Source organism: Streptomyces doebereineriae, from assembly GCF_031845645.1.
Classification (GTDB): Bacteria; Actinomycetota; Actinomycetes; order Streptomycetales; family Streptomycetaceae; genus Streptomyces; species Streptomyces canus.
In genome coordinates this window covers 123,033-145,044 of the sequence record NZ_JAVREZ010000002.1, presented here as the reverse complement: position 1 = coordinate 145,044, position 22,012 = coordinate 123,033, and the positions used below count along the sequence as shown (strand labels likewise).

Genomic DNA, 22,012 nt, shown 5'->3' with positions numbered 1-22,012 from the left:
CTACTCCGTCGGCACCGACGCTTCGAGATTCCACGTCGCGGACACCGTGAGACTTGCCTCGCCCTTGTTGGCGACGATGCCGAGCGTCAGGTCGTTGCCGACCTTGACGCCCAGGTCGACGGTCAGCTGCTGAGGCCGCCGGTCCATGGCAGACACTGTCTCGTGCACCGACTGCAGCACAGGAACCAACGGCTTCAGGACCTGCCGCAGTGCACCGCGAGCGGCCCGCCCCACCCTTCCATTCCCCTCACCCGCGACGGGCACGAGTGGCGCGGAACCAGGCGTCGCGCCGCCCGCGCCCGAGTCGGCCAGCGGACTGGGAAAGACCTCCAGCAGCACCGTCTGACCGTCATCGAAGGTGAACTCAACATATTCCCCCATGGGCCCAACTATGCCAGTTCCAACCTCCTCTGACCCCCAAACCGATCAACTTCGAGGCCCGGGTCGGGAGCAGACTTCTTGTCGGCGAAGATCCGGATGCATCCTGCTTCGGTGAGTGCGTGTATCTGCCGGTCGAGCAATTGCCCTTGGTGGACACGCGTGCGTATCCCACTAGCCGCCGGTCCGTACGGCCGAAAAGGGGCGCGTTGCCGTTGGCCGCGGCCGGAAGGGGCGCCGACCCGTTCCCTGATCGGATCCCCACGTGTCGTGGTCAGGCAACCTGGTGCAATCCAGATGTGAACACCGTGTTTCCTTCGCTACTGTCTGTCGCGGCGGCGCCCAGGGGTGGGGAGCCCATCAGTGCGAGATTCGTCCTCAGGGGGCTCATATGGTCATCGACTTCTCTTCCTTCGGCTCGGGTTCCGCCCCGACGCCCACCGACCCCCGGGTGCTTTTTGACGCGCTTCCCGGGCGTGCTGCCCAGTACGAGTTCCTGCGTGACCCGCAGGGACAGGTACTCCAGGCGTGGTATGACCGGCGCTCGGAGAAGGACCTGGTCGTCAAGCTCAACACCGGCGGCGGCAAGACCCTGGTTGGGCTTTTGATCTGTCAGTCGAGCCTGAACGAGAGCGCCGGCCCGGTGCTGTATCTGGCCCCGGACCCCTATCTTGCCTCGCAGGCGATGGAGCAGGCCGTGGACCTCGGGCTGGAGGTGACCTCCGATCCCAGGTCCACCCGCTTCGCGAGCGGTGAGGCGATCTGCGTGCTCAGCCTGCACCGGTTCGTCAACGGCAAGAGCGTCTTCGGGCTCCAGGGGAACGGACGTCCTGTCACCGATGTCGGCACGATCGTCGTCGACGACGCGCACGCGGCGCTGGCTACCGTGCGCGAGAAGTTCACCCTGTCGCTGTCGAGGGCCCGGCACGCCGAGGCGTTCACGGCGCTGCTGGAGCTGTTCACCGATGACCTGCGCCAGCAGTCGGAGATCACCTACCTGGGCCTGACCACGCAGGACCCCTCGGCGGTCGCGCAGGTACCGTTCTGGGCCTGGACCCGCCGCATTAGTGACGTCAGTGCGATTCTGAACGGCCTGCGGGACGATGAGGACCTGCAGTGGCCCTGGCCCCTGGTCAAGGATGTACTGCCTGTCTGCCGAGCCGTCTTCACCGGGGAGGGTCTGGAAGTCCAGCCGCCGTATCCGCCGATCGGCAAGATTGCCAGTTTCGCGCGGGCGCGGCGCCGGGTTCACCTGACCGCGACCCTGGCCGACGACAGCATCCTGGTCACCGACTTCGCGGCCGACCCAGCCACCGTAGGGGCCCCGATTACCCCCGCAAGTGCCGGCTATCTCGGGGATCGCCTCATTCTCGCCCCCCAGGACATCAGCCCGTCGGTCACGGACGCGGCCGTGCGAGCGATGGCCGCGAAGCTCGCCGAGCGGGTCAACGTCGTAGTCCTGGTGCCCTCCCACCGCAAGGCCGCCGCATGGGGGCCGTACGCGCAAATCACCGCTGCGGACTCCGAGCAGATCGGGTCCGCGGTCAAAAAACTGCGCACCCGGCATGTCGGCCTGGTGGTGCTGGTCAACAAGTACGACGGGATCGACCTGCCCCGCGAGGCCTGCGAAGTCCTGGTTCTGGACGGTCTGCCGCAGGCTTACGGCGGCCTCACTCGCCGCGAGGCGATCGTCGTCGGCGACTCCGACGCGATGGTGAACCGGCAGTTGCAGCGCATCGAGCAGGGTATGGGCCGCGGGGTGCGTTCCGTCAACGACCACTGCGTCGTCCTGCTCATGGGACCGCACCTGTCGCAGTTGATCGCCTCGCCCCGGTACCGGGCCCGGTTCAGCCCCGCCACCGTCGCCCAGATCGACTTCTCCCGCAAGATCGCCGCGCATCTGGCCGGACAGCAGCTTGAGCAGATCGAAGGCGTGATCGCGCAGGTCCTGGGCCGTGACCCGGGCTGGGTCTCCGCCGCCCGCACCGCCCTGGCCGAGGTCACCTATCCCCAGAGCACCATCTCCAAGGTCGCCGCGCCCGCGCGCAGGGCCTTCGACCAGGCCGCACTCGGTCAGTACTCGCAGGCCGTTACCCACATGAGCGAGGCTGTTGCCGCGGCCACCGACCCGGCCGAGCGCGGGTTCCTTCAGGAACAACTGGCTGCCTACCAGCATTTCACTGACGAGCCCAAGGCTCAGCAGGTCCTGGTCAAGGCGCTGGTACACAACCCTGAGCTGCTGCGGCCGATCGACGGCGTCAAGGCCACCCGGATCAAGGCCACTGACACGCAGGCGGTACTCGCCGCCGCCTACCTGTCCGAGACTTACAGCGACCGCAACGAGCTCTTGGTGGGCGTCGACGTCCTGCTCGACGAACTCACGTACCACCCAAATCCGAAGCGGGTCCCTGTCTTCGAGCGGTCCCTGGAACGCCTTGGGTATCACCTCGGATTCGAGGCCCAGCGACCGGAGCGCACGACCGGCAACGGGCCGGACGTCCTGTGGGCCATCGGGGAGTTGAAGTACCTGGTTCTGGAAGCCAAGTCAGCGGCCACTTCCGACAAGATCTGGCGCAGTGACGTCGCGCAGCTGGCTCACTCCATGAGCTGGTTCCAGCAGACCTACGATCAGACTTGTACTGCCACCCCGGTACTGCTGCACCGTGTCAACACCCCGGAGAACAATGCCGTCGCTCCGCCCGGCACCCGCATCGTTACCGAGGACATGATGACGAAGCTGGGTGAGGCGCTGCGCAAGGCGACGCTCGCGCTCGCCGACGCCGACAACTGGGGTGATCCGAAAGCGGTGGTCGAGCAGCTCAGCGCCCACGGGCTCCTCGCCCAGGGCCTCGTCGAGGGATTCAGCGTCAAGCCCCGCTCCTTCTAACTGTCGGGGCTGCGACTGGGTGGCGGTACGAAGTCACATCTTCGGGGCCCAGCAAGCTGTCAGAGCGCCTCTGACCTGTGCGCGGAGTGGTTATCCACAGGCCTGCGTGTGACCAGGCCCCGGGCCGTACGGTGTGGACCTCCCTGATCACGAGCACGGGGGTGCGCAGTGCCGTACGAGGTCGACCTGGCGGTCCGGGTGGAGGACGCGCTTGATGAACTGGCGCCGGAGGGGCGCAAGGAGGTGATGGAGACGATCGCTGCCGCTCTCGTGCGGCCGGGTGAATGGCCGCCGCCTGGCGGCTGGCACGCCGCGCTGGTTTTCGGGCCTCGCTCGTGGGTGTGGTTCACCGCCTTCCTGGGTGGCATCGAGGTGATCGATATCGGTTGGGTGGGCTGACACCGGCTGGCGGCCCACGGCGCTGGGCTGCTGGTCGACCGCTTTGTGGCGTGCATCCGCCTTCTGCCTACTGGGCGGGTGTAGTCCACGCCAGGCCGCCGAGGTCGAGCCGATGGCGGGCGCGGGTGACGGCGACGTAGGCGAGACGGGCGTCCGTGTCACTCACTTCAAGGGGCTGTCCGGCCTTGGGTGCGCCAGGATCGGTGACCGGCTGGGGAAAGTCGTTGCCGATCCTGACCGCCGGCCATTCGCGGCCTTTGGCCTTGTGGGCGGTGGAGACGGTGACATCGGCGTGCGCCTCCTCGGAGAGTTGCGACACGGCCGCGAGGATGGCGTCGGGGCCGTGGGTGTCGACGAGGTCGACGAAGGGTTGCAGGTCACGGCCGGCCGGATCGTAGACGGCGTAGTCCTGCAGGTCGCCCCAGGACGCGAACAGTACGAGTTCGGGGTGGTGCGTGCGGCGGCCTTCTTTGAGATCACGGGCAGCGAAAGCGAGTTGGGCCAGCTGTTGTCCTCCGCGGGTGAGGGCGACTCGGTGTCCTTCGCCGAGCAGGCACATGACCTCCGTCATCGCACCGATGTTGGTCCGGCACAGCACGGCGTCGGGGTGGTCGACGCTGCTCACCTCTGCGGGAATGCTGGTGGTCCCCGTCAGGCGGATAGGGGCGTCGGCGAGTGCGAGCCATCGGTTGGCCTCGTCGGCGATCTGCGGCCCGAAGCGGAACGAGCGTGTGAGGGTCAGCTGCTCGGCGTCGAAGCCGGTCATCACGTCGGTTGCGCCCCGCCAGCCGTAGATGGCCTGGGCCGAGTCGCCGACCATGGCGAGCTGAGCGTGGTCTCGCTGGGCGATGAACACTTGCTCCAGGACCGGGTTGGTGTCCTGGGCCTCGTCGAGGAAGAGGAAGTCGGCTTCGATCTTCGGGCCGGTCAGCGCCCACATCTTGAGGTAGTGATCGTGCTCGAAGCGGACGACGCCGTGGTCGGGGCGTTGCAGGTCTGCCCAAGCCTTGGCTGCGAATGGGAGCACGTGCTCGGCGAACTGCCTGTGTTCGGCGGGTCGGTCGAGGCCCCGCAGGCCCGGCACGTGGTGGCGTGCCAGAGTGGCGTCGGCGGAGTGGCAGAAGCGGGTGACGGTGCGCAGCACGTTGTGGGACAGGGTTCTCTGGCTGATCTCGTGATCGGCGATCCGTAGGGGGTGCAGGATGCCGAGGGCCTGGCCGGTCTTCCAGGCCAGCTGGCGGGGGCTGTTGAGCCGGTCTGCGTAGCGGTGGCCGAGTGCGGCGAAGGCGGTGGCGTGGGCGGTGCGGCACTGCACCGTGGATGGAAAGCGGGCCGCGGCGTCGCGCGCGATGTCCTTGTTGAAGGCGAGATAGCGGCCTCGGTGTTTGGTGCTGGCGGCGAGCAGGCACAGCGTGCTGGTCTTCCCTGTTCCGGCTCCGGCCTGCAGTGCGAGGTGCTGGCCGGAGCGGAAGGTGTCCGCCGCGTGGACCTGTTCGGGGGTGGGAGTGTGCAACAAGGACTCCGGAGGATGGGAATGGCCAGACCGACTGCAGCTGGTGATGCGGATGCTGGTGGAACGACGGTTGATTCAGACGGGTGGGCGCGCCTGGAGAAGATGGCCTGCGGCGCAGGCCAGTACTTCTTCCGGGGTGCGGTGGGTGACCAGGCGGCGCAGCTGCGACTCGAGACGCTGGTGCCGTTCGCGCTGCTCTCGCGCAAGGCGGGCAGTAATCCGCTCGCGCAGGACCTCCCCGGCGTGCGCACCACTGGCGGCCGCCTCCTGGCGGATCTGCGCGTGGGCGCGGCGGCTGAGGACGACGTTGAGCAGGACGCGGCCGTGGCGGTCGGGGTAGTGCGTGCTGAGCACGTCGATCGGTAGGAGCGAGTCCAGCCGACGCCGCAGCCGGTGCAAGGCGCGGCCCGGGCTCTTGGCGCTCTGCACCGTCATCAACCGGGTGCGGTTCGTGTTTGCGGCGAATGCCACGCAGCAGCGGGCTCGGTGAAGCTCCCGGGCGGAGGCGGGCCGGGTCAGGGCGATCTCGACGGCGTACTGATGTGTCACGACTGAGCCTGCCGTGGAGCGGGGCCGCCGGGACGGCGTCCGTGCGAGGGCAGGCGGGTGTGGATGTGTTCGTGGTGTCGGAGCGGATCGAAGGGCTCCCAGTCCGCAACGGCGAGGTCACCCGCTTCAGGGGCGGCGGCATGCTGGTCACACCGCTGGGCACGCCACCGCAGCTGTTCCTGGTAGGGCAGTGCGGAGAGGCTGTAGACGGCCATGACATCCGACGGCAGCGCGAGTTGGCCTTGGTGGGCGCTCACTGGCACCAGGGCCCACACACCGTGCAGGGCGCTGGTGCCGAGAACCTTGGCGGTGCAGCGGGTACGGCGCAGCGTCTGGGCGACGCACTGGATCTCGTCGACGGGCCGGGAGGCCAGGTAACGGACGAACAGGAGCTGTACGACAGGCCGGGCCGGTCGGCAGACGGCCTGGCCCGGCGGCGGACTGCTGGCCGGCGCGGCTGGCGGAGCGAGGACTCCGGCGTCGAGCAGACGGCGTGTGCGCAGGGCGAGAGATCGGCGCAGCCCGGACAGCTGCGGCGCGGCAGGCGGCGCCGGGCGGCCGGGGCATAGCAGTGCGTGCGCGAGCCGGCACCAGCTGCTCCCGTCGCCTGCCGGATGGGCGATGCCGCGGCTGACGTGCCAGCGGCAGGACTCCGGCACACGGGTCGCGGGCACTTCGTGCGGATGCAGCTGCACCGGGTGGTCGTCGGCGCGCAGGTACCACTCGACCGGATTGCCGCATGCGCGGCAGGAGGCGGTCTGGCCGCAGCGCAGCAGCTGGCTGGCGCTGTCGGGAGTGATGCGCAGGGATCGCCGCCGAGGCGCGCTCGCGCGGCTGCCGTCCCAGCGCCGTGGAGAAGGAGAAGGTGGGGAGCACATGCGGGCGAACCTCCCAGCCGACACGCCGCATCGGCAGCACCCGGCCCGGATGGTCCCCCGGGTAGAGCAGAACGGGGCGACAGGAGTGCGAACGACTGCTCGCGCATTCGATACGGCGTTGCCGGATTGGGTGAATCGCCGCCGGTGCTGGCAGCCCGGATCAGATGTCGGAGCTGGCGTCGGCTCCGGGCAGGTCGTGCTCGTGGCAAAGGGTGGCGAAGAGGTCGTCGAACGGTGTGTCCAGGGCGTGTGCGAGGGCGTGCCACGTCTTGAGGGTGCCGATGGTGCGGCCCTGCTCGATCTCGATCACGGTGCGCCTGGCCAGGCCGCTGCGGGCGGCGAGCTCGTCGTAACTCCACCCGCGTTCAGCCCGCAGGCGCCCCAGCTCCAGCCGGAGCGCGTTGAGGTCCGGATCGGGCGGCAAGATCGTCACCCGACCATCCGACGGTGCAGGCCCCTGCCCTGTCAGTGCATACCTCTGCCCTATTTGCCTCAGCGGTCCACGGGCAAGAGGGCAGGGGTCTGCACTACGGTGTCGGCCGCCGCCGCCGTACGGCGCGGTGGGGCTGGCGCCGGACAAGGAAGGGAGGGGCATACGCCCATGAAGCTGCACACCGTGTGTCCACAGGCGCCGCGGACCTGGACGGTGGAACTGAGGTGCCAGACCGGCGGGATCTTCCTCGTGTGCCAGCACTGTCCCCAGGACGGCCAGCGGGTCGCCGCAGAGTCCGCCCGCTCGGCGGCTCTCGCCCACCTTGCCCGGCACGCCCGCGGTGATCTTCGGGCCCCCTACCTGCGCATCTGCCAGTGCCACGACCGCGGATGCCGCTGGCACCGCCGGCATCGCGGGTGCGCCGGCCCCATCCGCCTGCTCCTGGCCTGCGAACGCGGCGGCCGCATTTGGCGCCTCGCCGACGTCTGCGGCGCCTGCGCCGCAGCCACTGCCCAGGCCGCCATCGTGCCCGACACCCTGCTTGCCGCACCGCTGCGCCCACCCTCTGCACGACCGCGTCACACACGGCGGCGCAGGGGACCGGGAGATCGCGTCCGCGTGGGCGAGATGCTCAGCTACCTGGCTGCCGCCCTGCCCACGGACGTCTCGGCCAGGGCGAGGCTCCTCGCCCTGCAGTGCGCGCTGCGCATGAACGCGTACATGCACGTCGAACTCCCTGCAGGCTTGCTGCGCGGTCTTCGCATCGACGCCGGGGAAACCTGCTACGAGTTGGAGCGGGCACGGTGGCTGAACGTGGTGAGTGGTCCCGGAGTCGGCGGGGTCGCTGCAAAGCTTCGTGATGCCGCGTTGCTCACGCAGTCACCCGCTCGCCCCGACCGGCGGCGCGCCGCCGACTGGGCGCTGCGGACCGGGCGCCCTGCCCGGAGGGGGCAGACCGAGCACCGGCTGTGGCTGCTGCGCGTCTACCTCGCGGCGCACAGCGATCCGTCCTCGGGCGACGGGCTGAGCGAATGTGACCGGATCATCCGTGACTGTGGCCTGCACGATCAGGGGTTCCACAGCGCGCTGACGTGCCTTACAGCGACCGGCACCGTACAGGAGTGGCGGATCTGCCCGGACTCAGGGGACGTGCGCTGGAGGCTTGCCCCGGGGCCTCACGGGAGGCGTCTTACAGACCGTGGTTGTGATGCTGGTGAGTTCGCGTGAACGTGGAGCTGTGTCCTTCCGCCGCACCTCGATCCACCTGATGAGGGGGCAGCGATCAGTAAGTAACCTTGATGCCCAGGGACTCGCCGTGACGGCGGACGAAGTCTTCGACGAGTTGCGGATTCCGCCGCATGGCAGCCTTCAATTGATTGGCCTGAAACTTGTCCCGGCTGGTGTTGAGTAGCTCTTTCCAGCCTGGTCGCGGGTTCACGATGCCTTCCACGATGAGGAATTCAACGATGTCTTCGACGCATGGGCGGAATCTTGTGCCGCCCATGGGAAAGTGCAGCTTAGGTAGAGGGCGGCCCGGGAGGACTTCTTCCCATGTGGTTGAGGATCCGTATACCTGGAGGTGTGCGTCGGGGTATCCGTCACCTTTGCGGCGTTCGTAGTCGTAGTGGAAAAGACCCTCCTTGGACTCTTTGTCTTTGAATATGCCTACGAACGACTGCTGGACCGCAAGGTACTCACGTTCTTCGTCGAACCGGAGCTGGAAACTGACCTCCATCCACAGGTTCGGGCGCCCGGGCGGTGTGTCCAACTCAAACCGCTGCGACTTCATCGGGTTTTTCTGCACGTTGCTGGCGACTAGAAACGTACGTTCCTGGCGGTGCTGCATCGCCAGTGCCCGGACCTGAACGTGACGAGCCACGGTCTGGCTGAGCATGGTGTCCATCTCCACTGCGAACTCGGTCGCCATTGACCGCAGAGCATCAGAGATCAAGAGTGCCCCCGATGAGTGACCACAGGGCGTGCGCCTGAGCGGAGGAGAAGTCGCGGTTACGGGCCTGTTCCTTCAGTTCGGCGTAGGTGAGGCCGAGCTCTTCGAGAGCTGCCAGGGCGCCGGCGTGCCACTCGTCGTAAGACAATTCCTCATACCGTGCGTCACCCTGGTCTGTGGGGCGCTCCTCGATCGCTGTCACGGTCCTTCCCCCTCCTTCTCGCGCTCGTACGTGCTGGTCCTTCTTGAACCGTACGGCAGAGCACTGACAGCGACGAGAGCGCGGCCATGAAGTCGCCATATGTGCAGGTCAGAGACGCGGGTAGGTGTCGCTCCCCGTGGTGCTAGCCGATCAGCGGTGAGTCCCACCGTCTGCGGATTTCGTCGGTTCTGCAGCTGAGTGCGCTCGGGCGCCGTCGCGGCCGCCCCGATGACCTGACCAAAGAGCTCGCGTTATCGGTACGCCGCTGCCGGCCGAATCCTGCCGGGGACATCCGCCCCGGCGCCGAGCCGTCACCGAGCCCCGGTGGAGGCGCGCGCCCTGTCCATCGACGATCTCCGATGGTAGAAGTGGGCAGCGGCGTGTACTTGGGGGAAACGGCGCACCGGGGGGGGGTAGGAGTGGACGCATTACCGCAGGGCGGTGGCCAGAGGAGCGCGGACGGTGTGTCCGTGTCGCAGTATGTGCCGCCGCCGTCGGTCGTGCCGCACAACCAGTTCGACACCCGGACACCCCTGCAGCAGGTTTTCTACTGGACGCCGGAGCAGTGGGAGCAGTTCACCTGCGAGTGGGTTCGCATGCGCAGGGACGAGTTCGGCTACCTCGGCGTGGAGGTCCTGGGCGGGACCAACGACCGCGGCGCTGACGTCGTCGCCTTCATGAGCGAGCAGCGGTTGAACGGTGCCTGGCACTGCTACCAGTGCAAGCACTACACCGACGACCTCACGCTCGACGACGCGCTGCCCGAGATGATCAAACCGTTCGTGGCGACGCTGGAGACGAGCCGGACGCTCCCCGCCCGGTACATCTTCGTGGCACCTAAGATCCATCCCCGGCTCAAGGACATGGTGCTGACCCCGGCCGCGCTGAAGGACCGGTTTCTCACGTACCTGGACGGGCGGACCAAGCCGGTCGCCGCGTTGTCCCCACAGACCCGGGCGGCCGTGCGGGCGTTGGCGGAGCGCACGGACTTCTCGATGTTCTGGACCGTCAACCTGGACGAGGTCCTGGAGGTCTACAGCAAGTCGCCGCTGTTCGCCTCCCGCTTCAACCTGCCGCCCACCGGCAAGCCCCGCAAACTCCTTCCCCCTCCTGAGCCCCAGGTCAACGAAGCGCGCTACCTCCAGCAGCTCCTGGACGTTTACCAGGAGAGGTTCGGCGAGGACATCGCCACCGTGCAGCACGCCTTCGAGCACCCTGATTCGGGAGAGCATCTTGGGCGGCAGCGAGTGGCGTTCTTCGATGCGGAGGCCCTACGCATGTATGCACGAGAGAGCATCGCGGGGGACACCTACGAGGAGCTACAGGACGACGTGCTGACCAACCTGATCGAGGTGGCCGCCATCGACTACCCCTCAGGGTGGGACCGCCTCCAGCAGGTCCTCAAAGCCTCCGGGCAGATGACCCTCACCGGGTCGCCCCTGCTGCACCTGTTCCGCAACAGCCAACGTCAAGGCATGTGCCACCAATTGGCGAACGTCGACAAGCTGCACTGGTGCAAAGGAGGTTGCCGATGAACCCGCTCAACAGTCCGGTCGAAGTGGGGATGCGTACGTTGGTACTGCTGGCCCGCAGCCATCCTCACCCACTGGACCTCTCCTGGCTGGTGGTACTGGACCACGCCATGCTGCACAGCAGCCAGTTCGACGGTCCGCCCAGCCTCCATCCCCGCCTGCCCGCCCAGCCGGGCGAGCTCGGCATGAAACGGCAGATGATGCAGGAAGGGCTGGAGGTGCTGCTGCGCGCCGGCCTGGCCACGGTCGAGGCGACCGATGACGGGCTCGTCTACCAGGTGACCCCGCGCGGCTCGGGGTTCGTCGGCATCCTGGAGGCCCCGTACGTCGGCAAACTGCGTCAGCGCGCGCAGTGGGCCGTGGAGCAGTTCGCCTCGACCACGGACGCGGTGGCGGCCACACGAGACATCACGACCCGCTGGCACAACGAATTCACTGCCGACATGCAGCACTTGGGGGTCGGCCATGGCTAACTTCACCCTGACCCATCTGACGTATGCCGGTGCGGGCCTGCCGACGGCCAGCGTGGAGTTCGACCCCAAGTTCACGGTGATCTACGGCTCCTCCAACACGGGAAAGACCTTCCTGGTCGACTCCATCGACTACATGCTCGGCGGTCATGTCCGTCCCTCGATCCCGCGCGCCGAAGGATACGGACAGATCCTGCTCGGCCTGCTGCTTCCCGACGGCAGGCCTCTCACCCTGGTCCGCAAGCCCGGTGGCAAGAGCATTCACGTACACCAGGACGACCTGAGGGAGTTGTCCCACGCCACCCCCGACGCGATCGTCTCGGCCCGCAGGATTCGCAGCCGCCGTGACATCTCGCACTACCTGCTCAGCAAACTGGGGCTGGACGACACCTACGTTCGCACCAACGAGGGCGGCAACACCGAACTGCTCAAGCTTGCCGACCTGACCCACCTCAGCGTGGTCACCGACACCCGCATGATCGATCCGAATCCGCCCTCGCAGCGCACCCGCGGCACCGCGGCCAGGACCACCGCCCGCTCGGTCATGAAACTGATGCTGACCGGAGAGGACGAGCCCCCGGCGACCAAACTCCCCAATGCTGCTCAGCGGCGCGTCCAGCGGGGCAAGATCAACCTGATCGATTCGCTGGCACTGGACCTGCACGCCAAACTCTCCCGCGACCAGACCCCCGACGAGCTGCGAGACCAGCTGGCCGGGTTAGAGGACAGCCTCAACAACATGGCCCGCTCGCTGGCCGGCGAGTCCGAGCAGCAGGCCCGCGTCGTCGCCGCCCGTGCACACCTGGCCGAGACGGACGCCGAGCTGGAGGCACGCCTAGGTGAGGTGCTCGACCTGCTGGGGCGATTCGACACCCTCCGTCAGCAGTATGAGACAGACCTCGCTCGTCTGGAGATGGTCAGCGAGGCGGGCAATCTGCTGGGCTACTTCCAGGTCGGCCGCTGCGTCTTCTGCGGGGCGGACCCCGAACACCAGCAGGCCCAGCACGGCCATCAGGAGACCACCCAACTGCACGAGGCCGTGCTCGTCGAGTCAGCCAAGACGCACTCCCTTCTCGCCGACCTCCGGCTGACCATTGAGGGACTGGAGGGCCAGCGCGACGAGCTGGCCGAACGCCGCACGGCCCTGAGCGCGCAGGCGGCCGAGGCCGACGGGGCCCTGGCACAGATCGAAGCACGACTGGCCCCTCTCCGTGACGGGCTGCAGGACACTGTCGACGAGCGTCTGCGTGTCGAACGCGACCTGGAACTGCGGGCCCGGCTCGATGAACTGGAAGAGCACCGCTCCCAGCTGGTGGCCCAGGGCGCCCTGCCGTCCAAGCGGCGGGAATCCCTGATCGCGGGCAGAATCCTGTCGTCGTTCGACGAGCTCTTCCAACGCACCCTGGATTCCTGGCGGATCCCCGACGTGGAAGGCGCCAGCTACGACCCCTACAGCGGGGACGTCAGTGCTGGCGGAACGGCGCGCGCCGGCCACGGCCGGGGCATGCGCGCTCTGCTGCACGCCGCGTTCTCCATCGCCCTGGCCCGCTACTGCCTGGACCGCAGACTCCCGCATCTCGGCTTCCTAGTCCTGGACTCGCCGCTGGTGACGTACAAAGAGCCGGACTTTGACGCCGACCGCATCCCCCCGAACGTGATCGACCATTTCTACCGCTCGTTCCTGGCCTTCCCCGGCCAGGCCATCGTCGTCGAGAACGCGACACCGCCCCCCGACGTCCTCGAGCAGGCACGGATCGTCACCTTCAGCGGCAGCGGAGCCCGCCCCGGCTTTTTCCCCGCGCGTCCCAGCACCGCCAACCGGACCTGAGCCGCACCGAACCCGCAGGAGTGAAGCGCCGGACGGCCCGGCATGCCGATACCATGCTGACCGGCCGGCCACAACGTGAAACGGCGGCGCACTATGCCCTCAGCGCCGCGAAGCCGTCACGGGCTTTCTGCCGACCACCACGCACGGAGAACAACGGGCGACCACCCGAGCGGCACGCTCACGGAAGCGGCCCGGGGTCCGGGGCCTCTCAGGCACCGGACCTCGAGATGACGTCCCTCGGCTTCGCCGTCTACCAGATCCCCGCCGAGGACACCGAGCGCGCCGTCTCCGAGGCCCTGGCCGTCGGCTACCGCCTGCTGGACACCGCCAGCCGCCTACGGCCACGAAGAAGCCGTCGGCCGCGCCATCAAGTCCAGCGGCCTCCCGCGCGAGGAACTGTTCGTCACCACCAAGCTGTGGGTCCAGGACGCCCCCGCCCAGGACAACACCCGCCGCGCGTTCGAGACGTCCCTGAACAAGCTGGGCCGGGACCACCTCGACCTGTACCTGATGCACCAGCCCTTCGGCACGTTTACGGCCAGTGGCGCGCCATGGAGGCCTCAACCGCGAAGGCCTGACGAGGGCGATCGGCGTCGCTAACTTCTACCCCGACCGGCTGCGATGTACCTGAAACGTCGTCACCGACACGGTTCAGGCTCTTAACCTGGCCCGATGGATACAGCTGTCGAGATAGTCAGCGCCCGGACGCGCCAGCTCTTCTGGGAGCTCAGCTCCATCATCGAGCTGAGTCCCCTGCGAGCATGCTGGACCGGTGAGGGCTTTTCTCCCGTGGAGGCCGCGCAGACTCGCTCGGGTGGAGCCCGCAAGCAGGTCTTCAGTTCCTTCGCCGAAGGCGTTGACTGGACCGACGAGGGGCAGGTACAGCGGGCCCTGCGCGCGTTCGAGGGCATGCTGGATGAGTGCACCGGCTCCTACGGCTGGGACGGGACGCTGGCGAAGGTCACAGCCGCGCTGGCCCGGGACGGCTACCAGGTCAGCCCGACCCTCCAGATCCTGCCGGTCGGCGAGTGGCGGCCTGAGGTAGCGCGGCACGACGCCAGGGCGTACGCGGAATCCCTCAGGCTTCTGCGGGGTGCCCGCAACGCGATGGAGCGGTCGGGCCTCCTGACCTCCGACATGCCTGAGGAGCGGCTGCGAGACGTGCTGCTCGTCGCCCTCAACGCCTACTTTGAAGGGCAGTCCACGGGCGAGACCCTGAACGGCAAGGGCAAGACGGACATCCTGATCCGAGTCGGAGACCGCAACGTGTCGATCTCCGAGTGCAAGTTCTACACCGGGCCGAAGTCGGTCACCGACGCGCTGGACCAGCTGCTCAGGTACACGGACAACGGCGGCCGCCGGACGTCTCTGCTGATGTTCTACCGGGAGAAGGACCCGGATGCCCGGATCGCCGGCACTATCGCCGCGATCCGTTGCCACCCGCAGTGCGAGTCCTTCGACTCCAGCAGAGCTGGCGAGGACCGGCAGTGGGGTTTCGTTGTCCGGGGCAGCGGAGATCCGGGCAGTGCTCCCCGTGCCGAGGTGGCGTTTATCCCCTTCGTCATCGCCTGATCCCACCAGGACTTCAAGATCATCCCGTGGTGGCTTTGCCTCACCTTGGCTGGACCCCTACGGAACGATGTGATGACCCCGGCAAGGGTCGGGGCCCCCAGATGAGGACAACGACGACGATGAACCTGTTGAAGCTGCTGTTCAAGGCGATCACGTCCAACCGCGAGCCCGACGCCCTGCCCCGCTCGGAGGTCTACCACTGGCGCTGCGACACGTGTGGCGACAGGTATGTCGGCTCCGGACGACAGCATGTCGGGAACGTCGCCGCTTCGCACCGGCGGCGGATGGGCGGCAAGTGCCGGACGCCGAAGGTGTACGCCTCCGAGGTGTGACGCCTACTTTAGCCAGACCCCGCCAGCCGTCAGCACTCAATCTCCGCTGCTCTGCCCCGGGCGCGCCCCGTGGGGCGCGCAACGGCTTTGTCGGAGAGGAGCACACTCGAGAGCTCACACAGAAGCGCGCAAACGCTCCAACTTTATGCGGAACTCCTCCACTTCCGGTGGGCGGACCTGCTGATCCTGGCCAGACCGGCAGGTGCAGCCGCCAAACCGTGTATGCGATCACCGACCTGACCTCGCAGGAAGCCTCGCCCGAGCGGCTGGGCCGACTCGCCAGGTCGCAGTGGACCACCCAGAACCGGCTCCACTTCGTCCGCGACACAACCTTCGCCGAGGACGCCTCCCAGATCCGCACCGGCCGCGCCCCGGAGAACATGGCAACCCTGCGGAACTTGGCGATCAGCGCCCTCCGCACCGCCGGGCACCGCAACGTCGCCGCTGACCTCCGCCACGCGTCCTACGAGCCCTTCACCCGCCCGCTCGACCTCCTGGGCATCGCCTGATCAGCGCATTCACGAGATCGCCGGACTTTGCAACTCCCCTGGTCGTGCCTTCAGCACGACGCCACCGGATGTGAGCAATACCCACCCGCCCTATCACCAACGCTCGCCCTGGCGGCTGGAGGGGACTTCCCTGGTCCTATGACTACTGATGCCGGGCTGCTGTGGACGTGGATGCGCACGGCCTTGATAGCAGCTGCCGTTCACTACCGTGTGGGCACGCACATCACAAAACGGTGGGCTTCGGGCGGCCGGTCAGCCCGGACGATGTTCCGACAGGAGGTGGGCGAGGGCGTGGCCAGCGACGGTGGCCCGGTCTGCGTCCGCCGGTTGGGCGCGGCGGACGCCGAAGGGGCGGAGATCCAGGATCTCTTGGGTCACGTTCTGTCCGACGTGCTGTTTGTCGTATCCCGCCGGGTCCTGGAGGAAGGCGATGGCTGCGGCAGCCAGTGCGGAGCGGACGTCGCGGGTCTCCGAGGGCATGCCAACGAGGAGTTTACCGACGGGGACATCCAAGTTCAGTGCCTCGGTGCAGCCCAGGACGGCGGGCAAGGCCTTGCCGCCGAACTCCGGGTATCCCCCGGTCGTCAGCGCGCGGACGACGACTGCCGCCTCGTCGGACGGGTCCTCTCCCGGCGGTTCCAGCACCATGCGGCATACCTCCAGCCGCAGGTGCGGCGGAGGGTATGTCCCGACCGCCGGTGGCGGGGCGGCGGCCAGTGCGTCGGAAAGGGTCTCGATGTAGGCGGGCCCGCAGGCGAGGCAGGCGCAGATGTCCCCGAACACCTCGGCCAGCCAACGCTGCCAGACCGTCTGCCGTTCGGACGAAAGCCCGCTCTCGCGCAGCCTAGCCTTTAAGGCGGCCTTCAGCTTGCAATCGTCCTCGATGTGGTGGCCGGCCTCGTGGGCAACGGCGAGCAATCCGGGAAGGTGCTCGGTCTGGTACCACGGCACGCCGATGATCGGGAACGGCAGCTGTTGAACCGCCTTAGCCCCGGACCGGGTACGGACGCCGCTCGGCAGCAGCTCCCGGTAGTCGCTTCCCCGAGCGACCGCGAACGGGACCAGGGCCCGGTTAGGGAAGACCAGCGGCGGTACGGGCGCGGAGACACCGGCCTCACGCAGCGCCGGCGCGTAGCAGGCCCAGGCCAGCTCGTCGGCCGTATCGAGAAAGCCCCGGTACTGCGGGAGGCAGCGCAGTATCAGCTTGCTGCGGAAGAAGTCCCACACATGGTGAAGGTCCAGGACGAGTTCCGGAAGGTTGGCGTCCGGGAGCCTTTCAAGATCGTCGAGACTGGTCTTCAGCATCTGCACCAGGGAGGCCACCTGACTGTGGTGCTTCTCCAGCGGCTGACCGGCCATCGTGGCCTCTTCAAAGCGAGCCGTTTCCCGATTTAGGCTCCTGACCAGGTAGTCCGACCGGGTGCCGCTGCGCTGGTAATGGTCGACGTCGATCATGTCAGCACTGCGGTCATGAACGTGACGGGGGCGGCGAACAGCGACGTGCCACCAGCGGCCAGCCACTCCGGGCCCGTCCAGGACAGGCGCCTCAGCACCAGGGCACGGAAGGTGTCCGCCAGTGGGCGCTCTTCCCGTACGGCGGTTGCGAGCAGTTCGACCGACGGGTAAGTGTGATAGTCGTTCAGTCCGATGCCAAGGATGGCGGCGGCGGGAAGCTCTGAGGCCAGTTGGGCCGCGAAGTAGTTACGCCGGAGCAGTTGCTCGGGGATGTCCAACAAGGATCCGGGAACCGGCGGATCAAGGACGACTATGCAGTCCGGCGTGTCTTGCAGCCAGAGGGCAAGGGCCGTGGCCGACAGATCGGAGCCGCGCGACTTGCTCGCGAGTCTCGACTCTGGGGACACAGCAGACAGGTCAAAGTACGGCTCGCCAGCAGTGGACTCCAGCGGGGCACTGACGTGAACCAGGCTCGGCCGGCCCGGGAGCGGGTGGCGGAAGTCCACGAGCTCCGCCACCTGGATAGCGAGCCCACAGGAAGCGTAGATGTCGGTGAGGTCGACACCGGCCTGACGATGGCCGCCCCGGGCTTGATACTGGACGGTCTCGGACGGCGCGACGACGACCACGGTGGGTGGCTCCAGCGACCTTCGGCGGGACCTGTCGGGATGGTTCAGGGCGGCGTGGAGCACTGTGGACAGGTCGGGGTCCTGCTGCTCGGTCAGCCGGGAGCTGGCCCGCCTGGTGCGCGGGCCTGCGAAGCCATCGACCGGGAGGCCCGGGTCGATCAGGTCACGCAGGGCGGCCTGGAGGCGCATGATGGCGCCGGTGGTAGTCAAATTCGGCCGCGTGCGATACGCAACCACCGGAGCGTCCCGCCCCAACTCGGTGACGGCCAGTTCCCACGGCAGGGCGTGGACGGCCGGGTCATCGGATTCCAGCCTCAGCACCCGAATCCGATCCGGGAGCCAGACCTCCGGCATCGCCTCGTTCAGGGCAGCGTGCAGACGGTCCACCACGCCGCTCGGATCGTCGAGCATGCGCCGTTGCAGCAGCTCGGGACGGTCGAACGACAGGCCGGCAGGCGTCGCGAGGCCGATCGCCAGCTGGTCAGGTCGGTATGGGGGGCTTGACAGGTAGGCCGGAGCGGATTCGTCAGGGCGGTGCGGCAGACCGAGGCGCTTATACATCTGGTCGGCCACCCGGGCGGCATCCCGCACACCGGCGATCTCCGCGTAGGCGCTCCAGGTGTCAGCCGCCCAGCGAGTAGGCCGGTGCACTTGGGCCGCTATCTCGGCTGCTTCCTCGAGCAGCTGTCCTCGCTGTGCCGAGTCCAAACCGGACGGTGTCCTGACAGCCTGCAGAAGGACAGCTGACTGCAGGAGCGGGTAGTGCTCGCCCAATGACAGGAAAGTGTCACGGTACTTCGGTTCGAGGGGGGCACCGAGCCGGGCGCGGAACTGAATCCACCGCCAGTACGCAAGTGGATCCCGTTCCGGCCCGAGGAGGCGCAGGGCCGCCTCGGCAGTCGATGCACGGCGCTGCCCACCGGCCAGCCGGTCCAGTTCGCCCAGCAACGCTCGGTGGAGCGCCTGGTCCTCTTCGTCATCATCGGCCTCGTCGGCCGTGGCGAGGACACGCCGCAGCGGCGCCACCATCGCCTCGCTGGCGTCGGGCAGGGTCGGGCAGCGACGCAGCTCATCGAGCACGAAGAGCCTGGCAGACGGTGGCTGGAGAGCTTCCAGCGCATCGGCAAGTGCGGGAACCGTGTCGAAGTCCTGCCCCCACTCCTCGACCAACCGGTGAGCGGCGAGGATGACGGCGTGCCGCGGCGGCATCGGCCCGCTCGCACCGGCGGGGGCCTCGGCGAGGGAGGGGCGGTCTCCCCCTGCTAGGGCGAGCTCGCGTCCGAGCAACTCGGTGCGGAGTACGGACTCGCTCTCCGCAGAGGCCCATTGATCAGCTGGTAGGCCGGGAGCCGTACGTGCGGCCGCGAGCAACCGGTCGGCCTCCCGGAGATCGCCGACCTCGCGCAGCAAAAAGCGCGCGTGCAGATAGCGGCACTCCGGGTGGCCGGTCCGGTAGCCGAAGTCCGCCCACATGCTTGCGGCTTGGTGGAAGAGCTGCTCCGCGTGGTCCACGGCGAGCAGTTCGCCCAGCACAGTGGCACGCAGCTGGTGGACGAGGGCTTCGTCCTGGTATCGAGCCACACCGGCTATGCCCGCGGTGATCGAGAGAATGCGGTCCAGCGTCTCCAGAGCCCCTTCCCCCCGCCCGAGCATCAGCTCCGCCTGAGCGGTGAGCAGCAGTGCAGTCACCCGACCGTCGGTGTCTCCGCCGTCGGCCAGCGGCCGCAGGATGTGCAGGGCGGTGGCCGGACGGCAGCAGGCCAGCAGAAGCCTGGCCCGCGTCAGGGCCGCCGGATGTGCTTCGGCGCGCGCCTCAGTGGGCGGTTCGGCGAGCTTGCACCAGTGCAGTGCCTCGTCTAGGCGCCCGTGTGCCTCGCGGTCGCGGGCCAGGCAGAGGGCAATCGCCGTGGCCTGGGTAGTCCGCTCCTTGCGCACGGCCAGCTTGTAGGCCTGCTCGTATGTGATCTGCGCGGACGGATCGCCACTGGCGAAGCGGAGGTCGCCGAGGACCCTCAGCAGGTCTATGCGCTCGTTCTCCGTAATGACGGCGAGGGCCTGTTCGGCGAGCTTTGCGGCTTCGGCCGGACGGCCGTTGATGACCTGCAAGGTCGCCCGGAGCGTGAGCTCTTGGCCGGATCTGAGGATTGTGCCGTGCTCGTGTTCGCGAAGCCGGTCCACCTGGCTCAGGGCGCCTTCGGCCTCGCTCCACCGCGAGTCCAGGGCACTCGCCTGGTCGCGCATCGCCCGCTGGCCGAAAACGTATGCCCGTTGGAGGTGGGCCTCGAGCAGGTCGGCGTACGGGATTAGGGGCCGGCCGTCTCGGGTGAGCCTGGATTCGCCCTCCTCCAAGAAGTCGTCGCCGAGGACCTCGGTGGCGAGCTGTAGCAGGTCATCGAGCGCGTCGTCCTCGCGCGCCTGGCGCATTGCCGCCCGCCACACGGCGCCAGCCTGTGGGTCGCCCACGTGGAACCGGTGGTAGAGCGCCTCGCACGTGAAGTCCGCCCACTGGTTGGGATATCGGGCGGCGAGCGTCTCGAAGTGCTGGGCGAAGGCGCAGTGCAGTTCCGCGAAGACCTCGTGGGCGGAGAGGATCAGCCGTTGCGGGACGCGGACGTCCGGGTGGAAGATCACCGTGGACGGGTCTCCGGCCACCTGCGAGACCCAGGAGGATTCGTCGGCGTAGTCGAGCAGCCGCAGCCAGGTCCGTTCGAGTTCAGCGTCGCCCATCGGTGACACGGTGAACGGATAGGGATTTGTATCGCCGTCGCCGTAACTGTCCTTGCGAGGATCGTCACGTGCGGTGGGCCGGTCCGTAGTGCGAAGGAAGGGCAGCATCACCGGCAGGTCCTCCCGTCGCAGCCGACGGGGGACGACACCGTAACGCACCAACCAGCGCACCTTGGGGTCCTTGATCCGGCGCACCACGCGGTCGATGAGGAACGGGATGCTGGGTTCGGGCGCGTCCGCTAGGGCCGCGGCGCTCAGCTCGGGGTCCTGCTCGATGGCATCGGCGAAGAGCGCGAGGGTGAGCGGCCGACCATTGGCACGGTGTCGCGCGACAGCCCGCTTCTCGGGGTCGGTGATACCACGGATCTTCCGAAGGTACGTTTCGGCCTGCCGGTCGGTGAACGGTCCGATCTCGATCGTCTTGCTCCTGCGCAGAATCCTCGGCATTTTAGGTGGTTTCGGCCGAGTTCGTACCGCGTTCGGTCCCGGTTGGAGCCGTTTGCCCAGTTCGTATCGCCCAGCCAGCACGATGCGAAGGCCGGGGCAGCGGTCCTGCACCTGCGTGAGGAGCTCTAGGAAGCGGACGGTGCCCTGCTGACCTCGCAGCAACAGTTCCTCCATCGTGTCGCAGACCAGGAGGGATGGCTGATCACTGGCGGCGGCATTGAACAGGTCGACGAAGTCATCGGTGATTGCCGCCTGGAGTTCGTCGGTCTTCTGGGACCTCAGGCTCTGTGCCGCCGCGCGATTCAGGTCGGATGGGCGGCGGTCGAGCAGGCTGCGGAAGGAGGCGTAGCTTTCGAGCCTGCCGAACGTCCGTTGCGCCGAGCGAATGTCAAATTGTTCGGCCATTTCCAGCAGGGCCAGCCAGGGGTGGTGGCCGATGGCCACGGGCGACACCACGTCGAAGTCGATCCGGGCGCAGGGAATATCCCGCTTGGCGGGGACGCAGTAGCGCGTGACTAGCCAGCGCAGTTGCATCGTCTTGCCCATGCCGGGCTCAGCGAAGACCTGCCACGTGCGACGGCCGCCGGAGCCGCGCAATAGGGCGGAGGCCTGCTTCTTAAGGCCCGGCGGCGCCAGGTACTGCGCACAGCGCGCGTAGTCGACGGCCCAGTAGCTCTGGGCCCGGATGTAGCCCGCGCGGTCCCGTCGTACACGGGCAATGTCCGGGCCCGACAAAGTGAGGCGGTCGGCGTCATTGAGTACGTCCAGCAGATCCTGACAGCGGGCGAAGTCACGCTGCCGGTCGGCCTCGGCGAAAAGCTCCTCGAACAGGGCGAGAGCCTGCGGCGGGTCGGCCACCAGCAAGTGCCGCAATTGCTCGTGCTGGTCCCCGACGGCCTTCCAGTAGTCGGCGAGTTGCTGCTCCAATACGACCAAGTCCACAGGTGCCGGGCCGCCGGTCCATGTGGTCCGCCAGCTCTGCATGTACTCTTCGCGGTCGTCAGGCGGCAGCCGATAGTGGCCTGGCCGGCCGGGCACTTCCTCGACAATGCCCGGCTCACGCGGCCGATGGCGGAAAGGTTCGTCGGACTCCTTGTCGGCTCTCTCCCGCTCGGTCAGCTCATCCAGTGCGGGTGCGTCCTGCCCGGCAGACGGCCGCAATACGGTGTCAAACAGGCTCCGGTCGAAGGTGCCAGCGGCGGCGCAGGCCTTGAGCAGCGGCTTCCATGCTTCGGGATACAGGGAGCGGCGGATCTCGGCCGGGCTCGATCCAGCTTCGATCAGATTGATGATCGTGTCGAGGGGGCTGGTCATGGTCGCCCTC

At 67.8% G+C, this 22,012-nt stretch carries 18 protein-coding genes and 1 pseudogene; 10 read left to right on the top strand and 9 right to left on the bottom strand.

What is annotated here, in order from left to right; translation table 11 throughout:
• Window positions 1-381, bottom strand: a complete 381-nt coding sequence (locus RNB18_RS06200; protein WP_311713139.1) for a CU044_2847 family protein — start codon at window positions 379-381, stop codon at window positions 1-3.
• Between the two features lie 388 nt (window positions 382-769).
• On the opposite strand from RNB18_RS06200, the gene RNB18_RS06195 reads away from it, so the two are divergent.
• Both RNB18_RS06195 and RNB18_RS06190 read left to right on the top strand, forming a co-directional pair.
• Window positions 770-3,265: a DEAD/DEAH box helicase gene (locus tag RNB18_RS06195; RefSeq protein ID WP_311713138.1), complete on the top strand. Its 2,496-nt coding sequence runs from the start codon at window positions 770-772 to the stop codon at window positions 3,263-3,265.
• A 168-nt stretch (window positions 3,266-3,433) separates the two neighbouring features.
• On the top strand, window positions 3,434-3,664 hold the full coding sequence (locus tag RNB18_RS06190; protein ID WP_311713137.1) for a hypothetical protein: 231 nt from the start codon (window positions 3,434-3,436) through the stop codon (window positions 3,662-3,664).
• Window positions 3,665-3,731: 67 nt separating this feature from the next.
• Here RNB18_RS06190 and RNB18_RS06185 read toward each other — a convergent pair whose 3' ends face one another.
• From RNB18_RS06185 to RNB18_RS06170, 4 genes are all read right to left on the bottom strand, one after another.
• Window positions 3,732-5,177, bottom strand: a complete 1,446-nt coding sequence (locus tag RNB18_RS06185; RefSeq protein WP_311713136.1) for a UvrD-helicase domain-containing protein — start codon at window positions 5,175-5,177, stop codon at window positions 3,732-3,734.
• A gap of 75 nt (window positions 5,178-5,252) precedes the next feature.
• Window positions 5,253-5,726 carry a hypothetical protein gene (locus RNB18_RS06180; RefSeq protein WP_311713135.1) on the bottom strand — a complete coding sequence of 158 codons (474 nt, stop codon included), beginning with the start codon at window positions 5,724-5,726 and terminating at the stop codon, window positions 5,253-5,255.
• Window positions 5,723-6,604, bottom strand: a complete 882-nt coding sequence (locus RNB18_RS06175) for a DUF6083 domain-containing protein (RefSeq protein WP_311713134.1) — start codon at window positions 6,602-6,604, stop codon at window positions 5,723-5,725. The genes RNB18_RS06180 and RNB18_RS06175 overlap by 4 nt, the downstream gene beginning before the upstream one ends.
• A gap of 160 nt (window positions 6,605-6,764) precedes the next feature.
• Entirely contained in the window at window positions 6,765-7,037 is a 273-nt protein-coding gene (locus RNB18_RS06170; protein WP_010044175.1) for a helix-turn-helix transcriptional regulator, read from the bottom strand.
• A 168-nt stretch (window positions 7,038-7,205) separates the two neighbouring features.
• On the opposite strand from RNB18_RS06170, the gene RNB18_RS06165 reads away from it, so the two are divergent.
• Entirely contained in the window at window positions 7,206-8,264 is a 1,059-nt protein-coding gene (locus tag RNB18_RS06165) for a hypothetical protein (protein WP_311713133.1), read from the top strand.
• Window positions 8,265-8,319: 55 nt separating this feature from the next.
• Here RNB18_RS06165 and RNB18_RS06160 read toward each other — a convergent pair whose 3' ends face one another.
• Window positions 8,320-8,964, bottom strand: coding sequence for a hypothetical protein (locus RNB18_RS06160; RefSeq protein ID WP_311713132.1), 645 nt, complete (start codon window positions 8,962-8,964; stop codon window positions 8,320-8,322).
• Window positions 8,965-8,977: 13 nt separating this feature from the next.
• Complete coding sequence (locus RNB18_RS06155; RefSeq protein WP_258311499.1) at window positions 8,978-9,187, bottom strand: hypothetical protein; 210 nt, start codon at window positions 9,185-9,187, stop codon at window positions 8,978-8,980.
• A gap of 464 nt (window positions 9,188-9,651) precedes the next feature.
• Here RNB18_RS06155 and RNB18_RS06150 point away from each other — a divergent pair, with 464 nt between their 5' ends.
• The 7 genes and pseudogenes from RNB18_RS06150 to RNB18_RS06120 all read left to right on the top strand — a co-directional run bounded on the left by RNB18_RS06150 (window position 9,652) and on the right by RNB18_RS06120 (window position 15,430).
• Window positions 9,652-10,722 carry an ABC-three component system protein gene (locus RNB18_RS06150; RefSeq protein WP_311713131.1) on the top strand — a complete coding sequence of 357 codons (1,071 nt, stop codon included), beginning with the start codon at window positions 9,652-9,654 and terminating at the stop codon, window positions 10,720-10,722.
• A complete protein-coding gene (locus tag RNB18_RS06145; protein ID WP_311713130.1) occupies window positions 10,719-11,192 on the top strand; it encodes an ABC-three component system middle component 2 in 474 nt (157 codons plus the stop codon). The genes RNB18_RS06150 and RNB18_RS06145 overlap by 4 nt, the downstream gene beginning before the upstream one ends.
• On the top strand, window positions 11,185-13,017 hold the full coding sequence (locus RNB18_RS06140; protein ID WP_311713129.1) for a P-loop NTPase family protein: 1,833 nt from the start codon (window positions 11,185-11,187) through the stop codon (window positions 13,015-13,017). Before RNB18_RS06145 ends, RNB18_RS06140 begins: the two co-directional genes overlap by 8 nt.
• A gap of 227 nt (window positions 13,018-13,244) precedes the next feature.
• A pseudogene (locus RNB18_RS06135) lies at window positions 13,245-13,636 on the top strand (aldo/keto reductase); the annotation flags it as partial.
• 53 nt (window positions 13,637-13,689) lie between these two features.
• Entirely contained in the window at window positions 13,690-14,589 is a 900-nt protein-coding gene (locus RNB18_RS06130) for a hypothetical protein (protein ID WP_311713128.1), read from the top strand.
• A 119-nt stretch (window positions 14,590-14,708) separates the two neighbouring features.
• Window positions 14,709-14,921: a hypothetical protein gene (locus tag RNB18_RS06125; protein WP_307710715.1), complete on the top strand. Its 213-nt coding sequence runs from the start codon at window positions 14,709-14,711 to the stop codon at window positions 14,919-14,921.
• 218 nt (window positions 14,922-15,139) lie between these two features.
• A complete protein-coding gene (locus tag RNB18_RS06120; RefSeq protein ID WP_311713127.1) occupies window positions 15,140-15,430 on the top strand; it encodes a hypothetical protein in 291 nt (96 codons plus the stop codon).
• A 252-nt stretch (window positions 15,431-15,682) separates the two neighbouring features.
• Here RNB18_RS06120 and RNB18_RS06115 read toward each other — a convergent pair whose 3' ends face one another.
• Both RNB18_RS06115 and RNB18_RS06110 read right to left on the bottom strand, forming a co-directional pair.
• Window positions 15,683-16,885 (bottom strand): hypothetical protein, encoded by a 1,203-nt coding sequence (locus RNB18_RS06115; RefSeq protein ID WP_311713126.1) that lies wholly within the window; start codon window positions 16,883-16,885, stop codon window positions 15,683-15,685.
• Window positions 16,882-22,002: a hypothetical protein gene (locus tag RNB18_RS06110; RefSeq protein WP_311713125.1), complete on the bottom strand. Its 5,121-nt coding sequence runs from the start codon at window positions 22,000-22,002 to the stop codon at window positions 16,882-16,884. Before RNB18_RS06110 ends, RNB18_RS06115 begins: the two co-directional genes overlap by 4 nt.
• Window positions 22,003-22,012: the final 10 nt, after the last annotated feature.

Coding starts and splice junctions, on each gene's coding strand:
- RNB18_RS06200 (WP_311713139.1), bottom strand. CDS start 381: ATGGGGGAATATGTTGAGTTCACCTTCGATGACGGTCAGACGGTGCTG.
- RNB18_RS06195 (WP_311713138.1), top strand. CDS start 770: ATGGTCATCGACTTCTCTTCCTTCGGCTCGGGTTCCGCCCCGACGCCC.
- RNB18_RS06175 (WP_311713134.1), bottom strand. CDS start 6,604: ATGTGCTCCCCACCTTCTCCTTCTCCACGGCGCTGGGACGGCAGCCGC.
- RNB18_RS06165 (WP_311713133.1), top strand. CDS start 7,206: ATGAAGCTGCACACCGTGTGTCCACAGGCGCCGCGGACCTGGACGGTG.
- RNB18_RS06160 (WP_311713132.1), bottom strand. CDS start 8,964: ATGGCGACCGAGTTCGCAGTGGAGATGGACACCATGCTCAGCCAGACC.
- RNB18_RS06145 (WP_311713130.1), top strand. CDS start 10,719: ATGAACCCGCTCAACAGTCCGGTCGAAGTGGGGATGCGTACGTTGGTA.
- RNB18_RS06140 (WP_311713129.1), top strand. CDS start 11,185: ATGGCTAACTTCACCCTGACCCATCTGACGTATGCCGGTGCGGGCCTG.
- RNB18_RS06130 (WP_311713128.1), top strand. CDS start 13,690: ATGGATACAGCTGTCGAGATAGTCAGCGCCCGGACGCGCCAGCTCTTC.
- RNB18_RS06125 (WP_307710715.1), top strand. CDS start 14,709: ATGAACCTGTTGAAGCTGCTGTTCAAGGCGATCACGTCCAACCGCGAG.
- RNB18_RS06115 (WP_311713126.1), bottom strand. CDS start 16,885: ATGATCGACGTCGACCATTACCAGCGCAGCGGCACCCGGTCGGACTAC.
- RNB18_RS06110 (WP_311713125.1), bottom strand. CDS start 22,002: ATGACCAGCCCCCTCGACACGATCATCAATCTGATCGAAGCTGGATCG.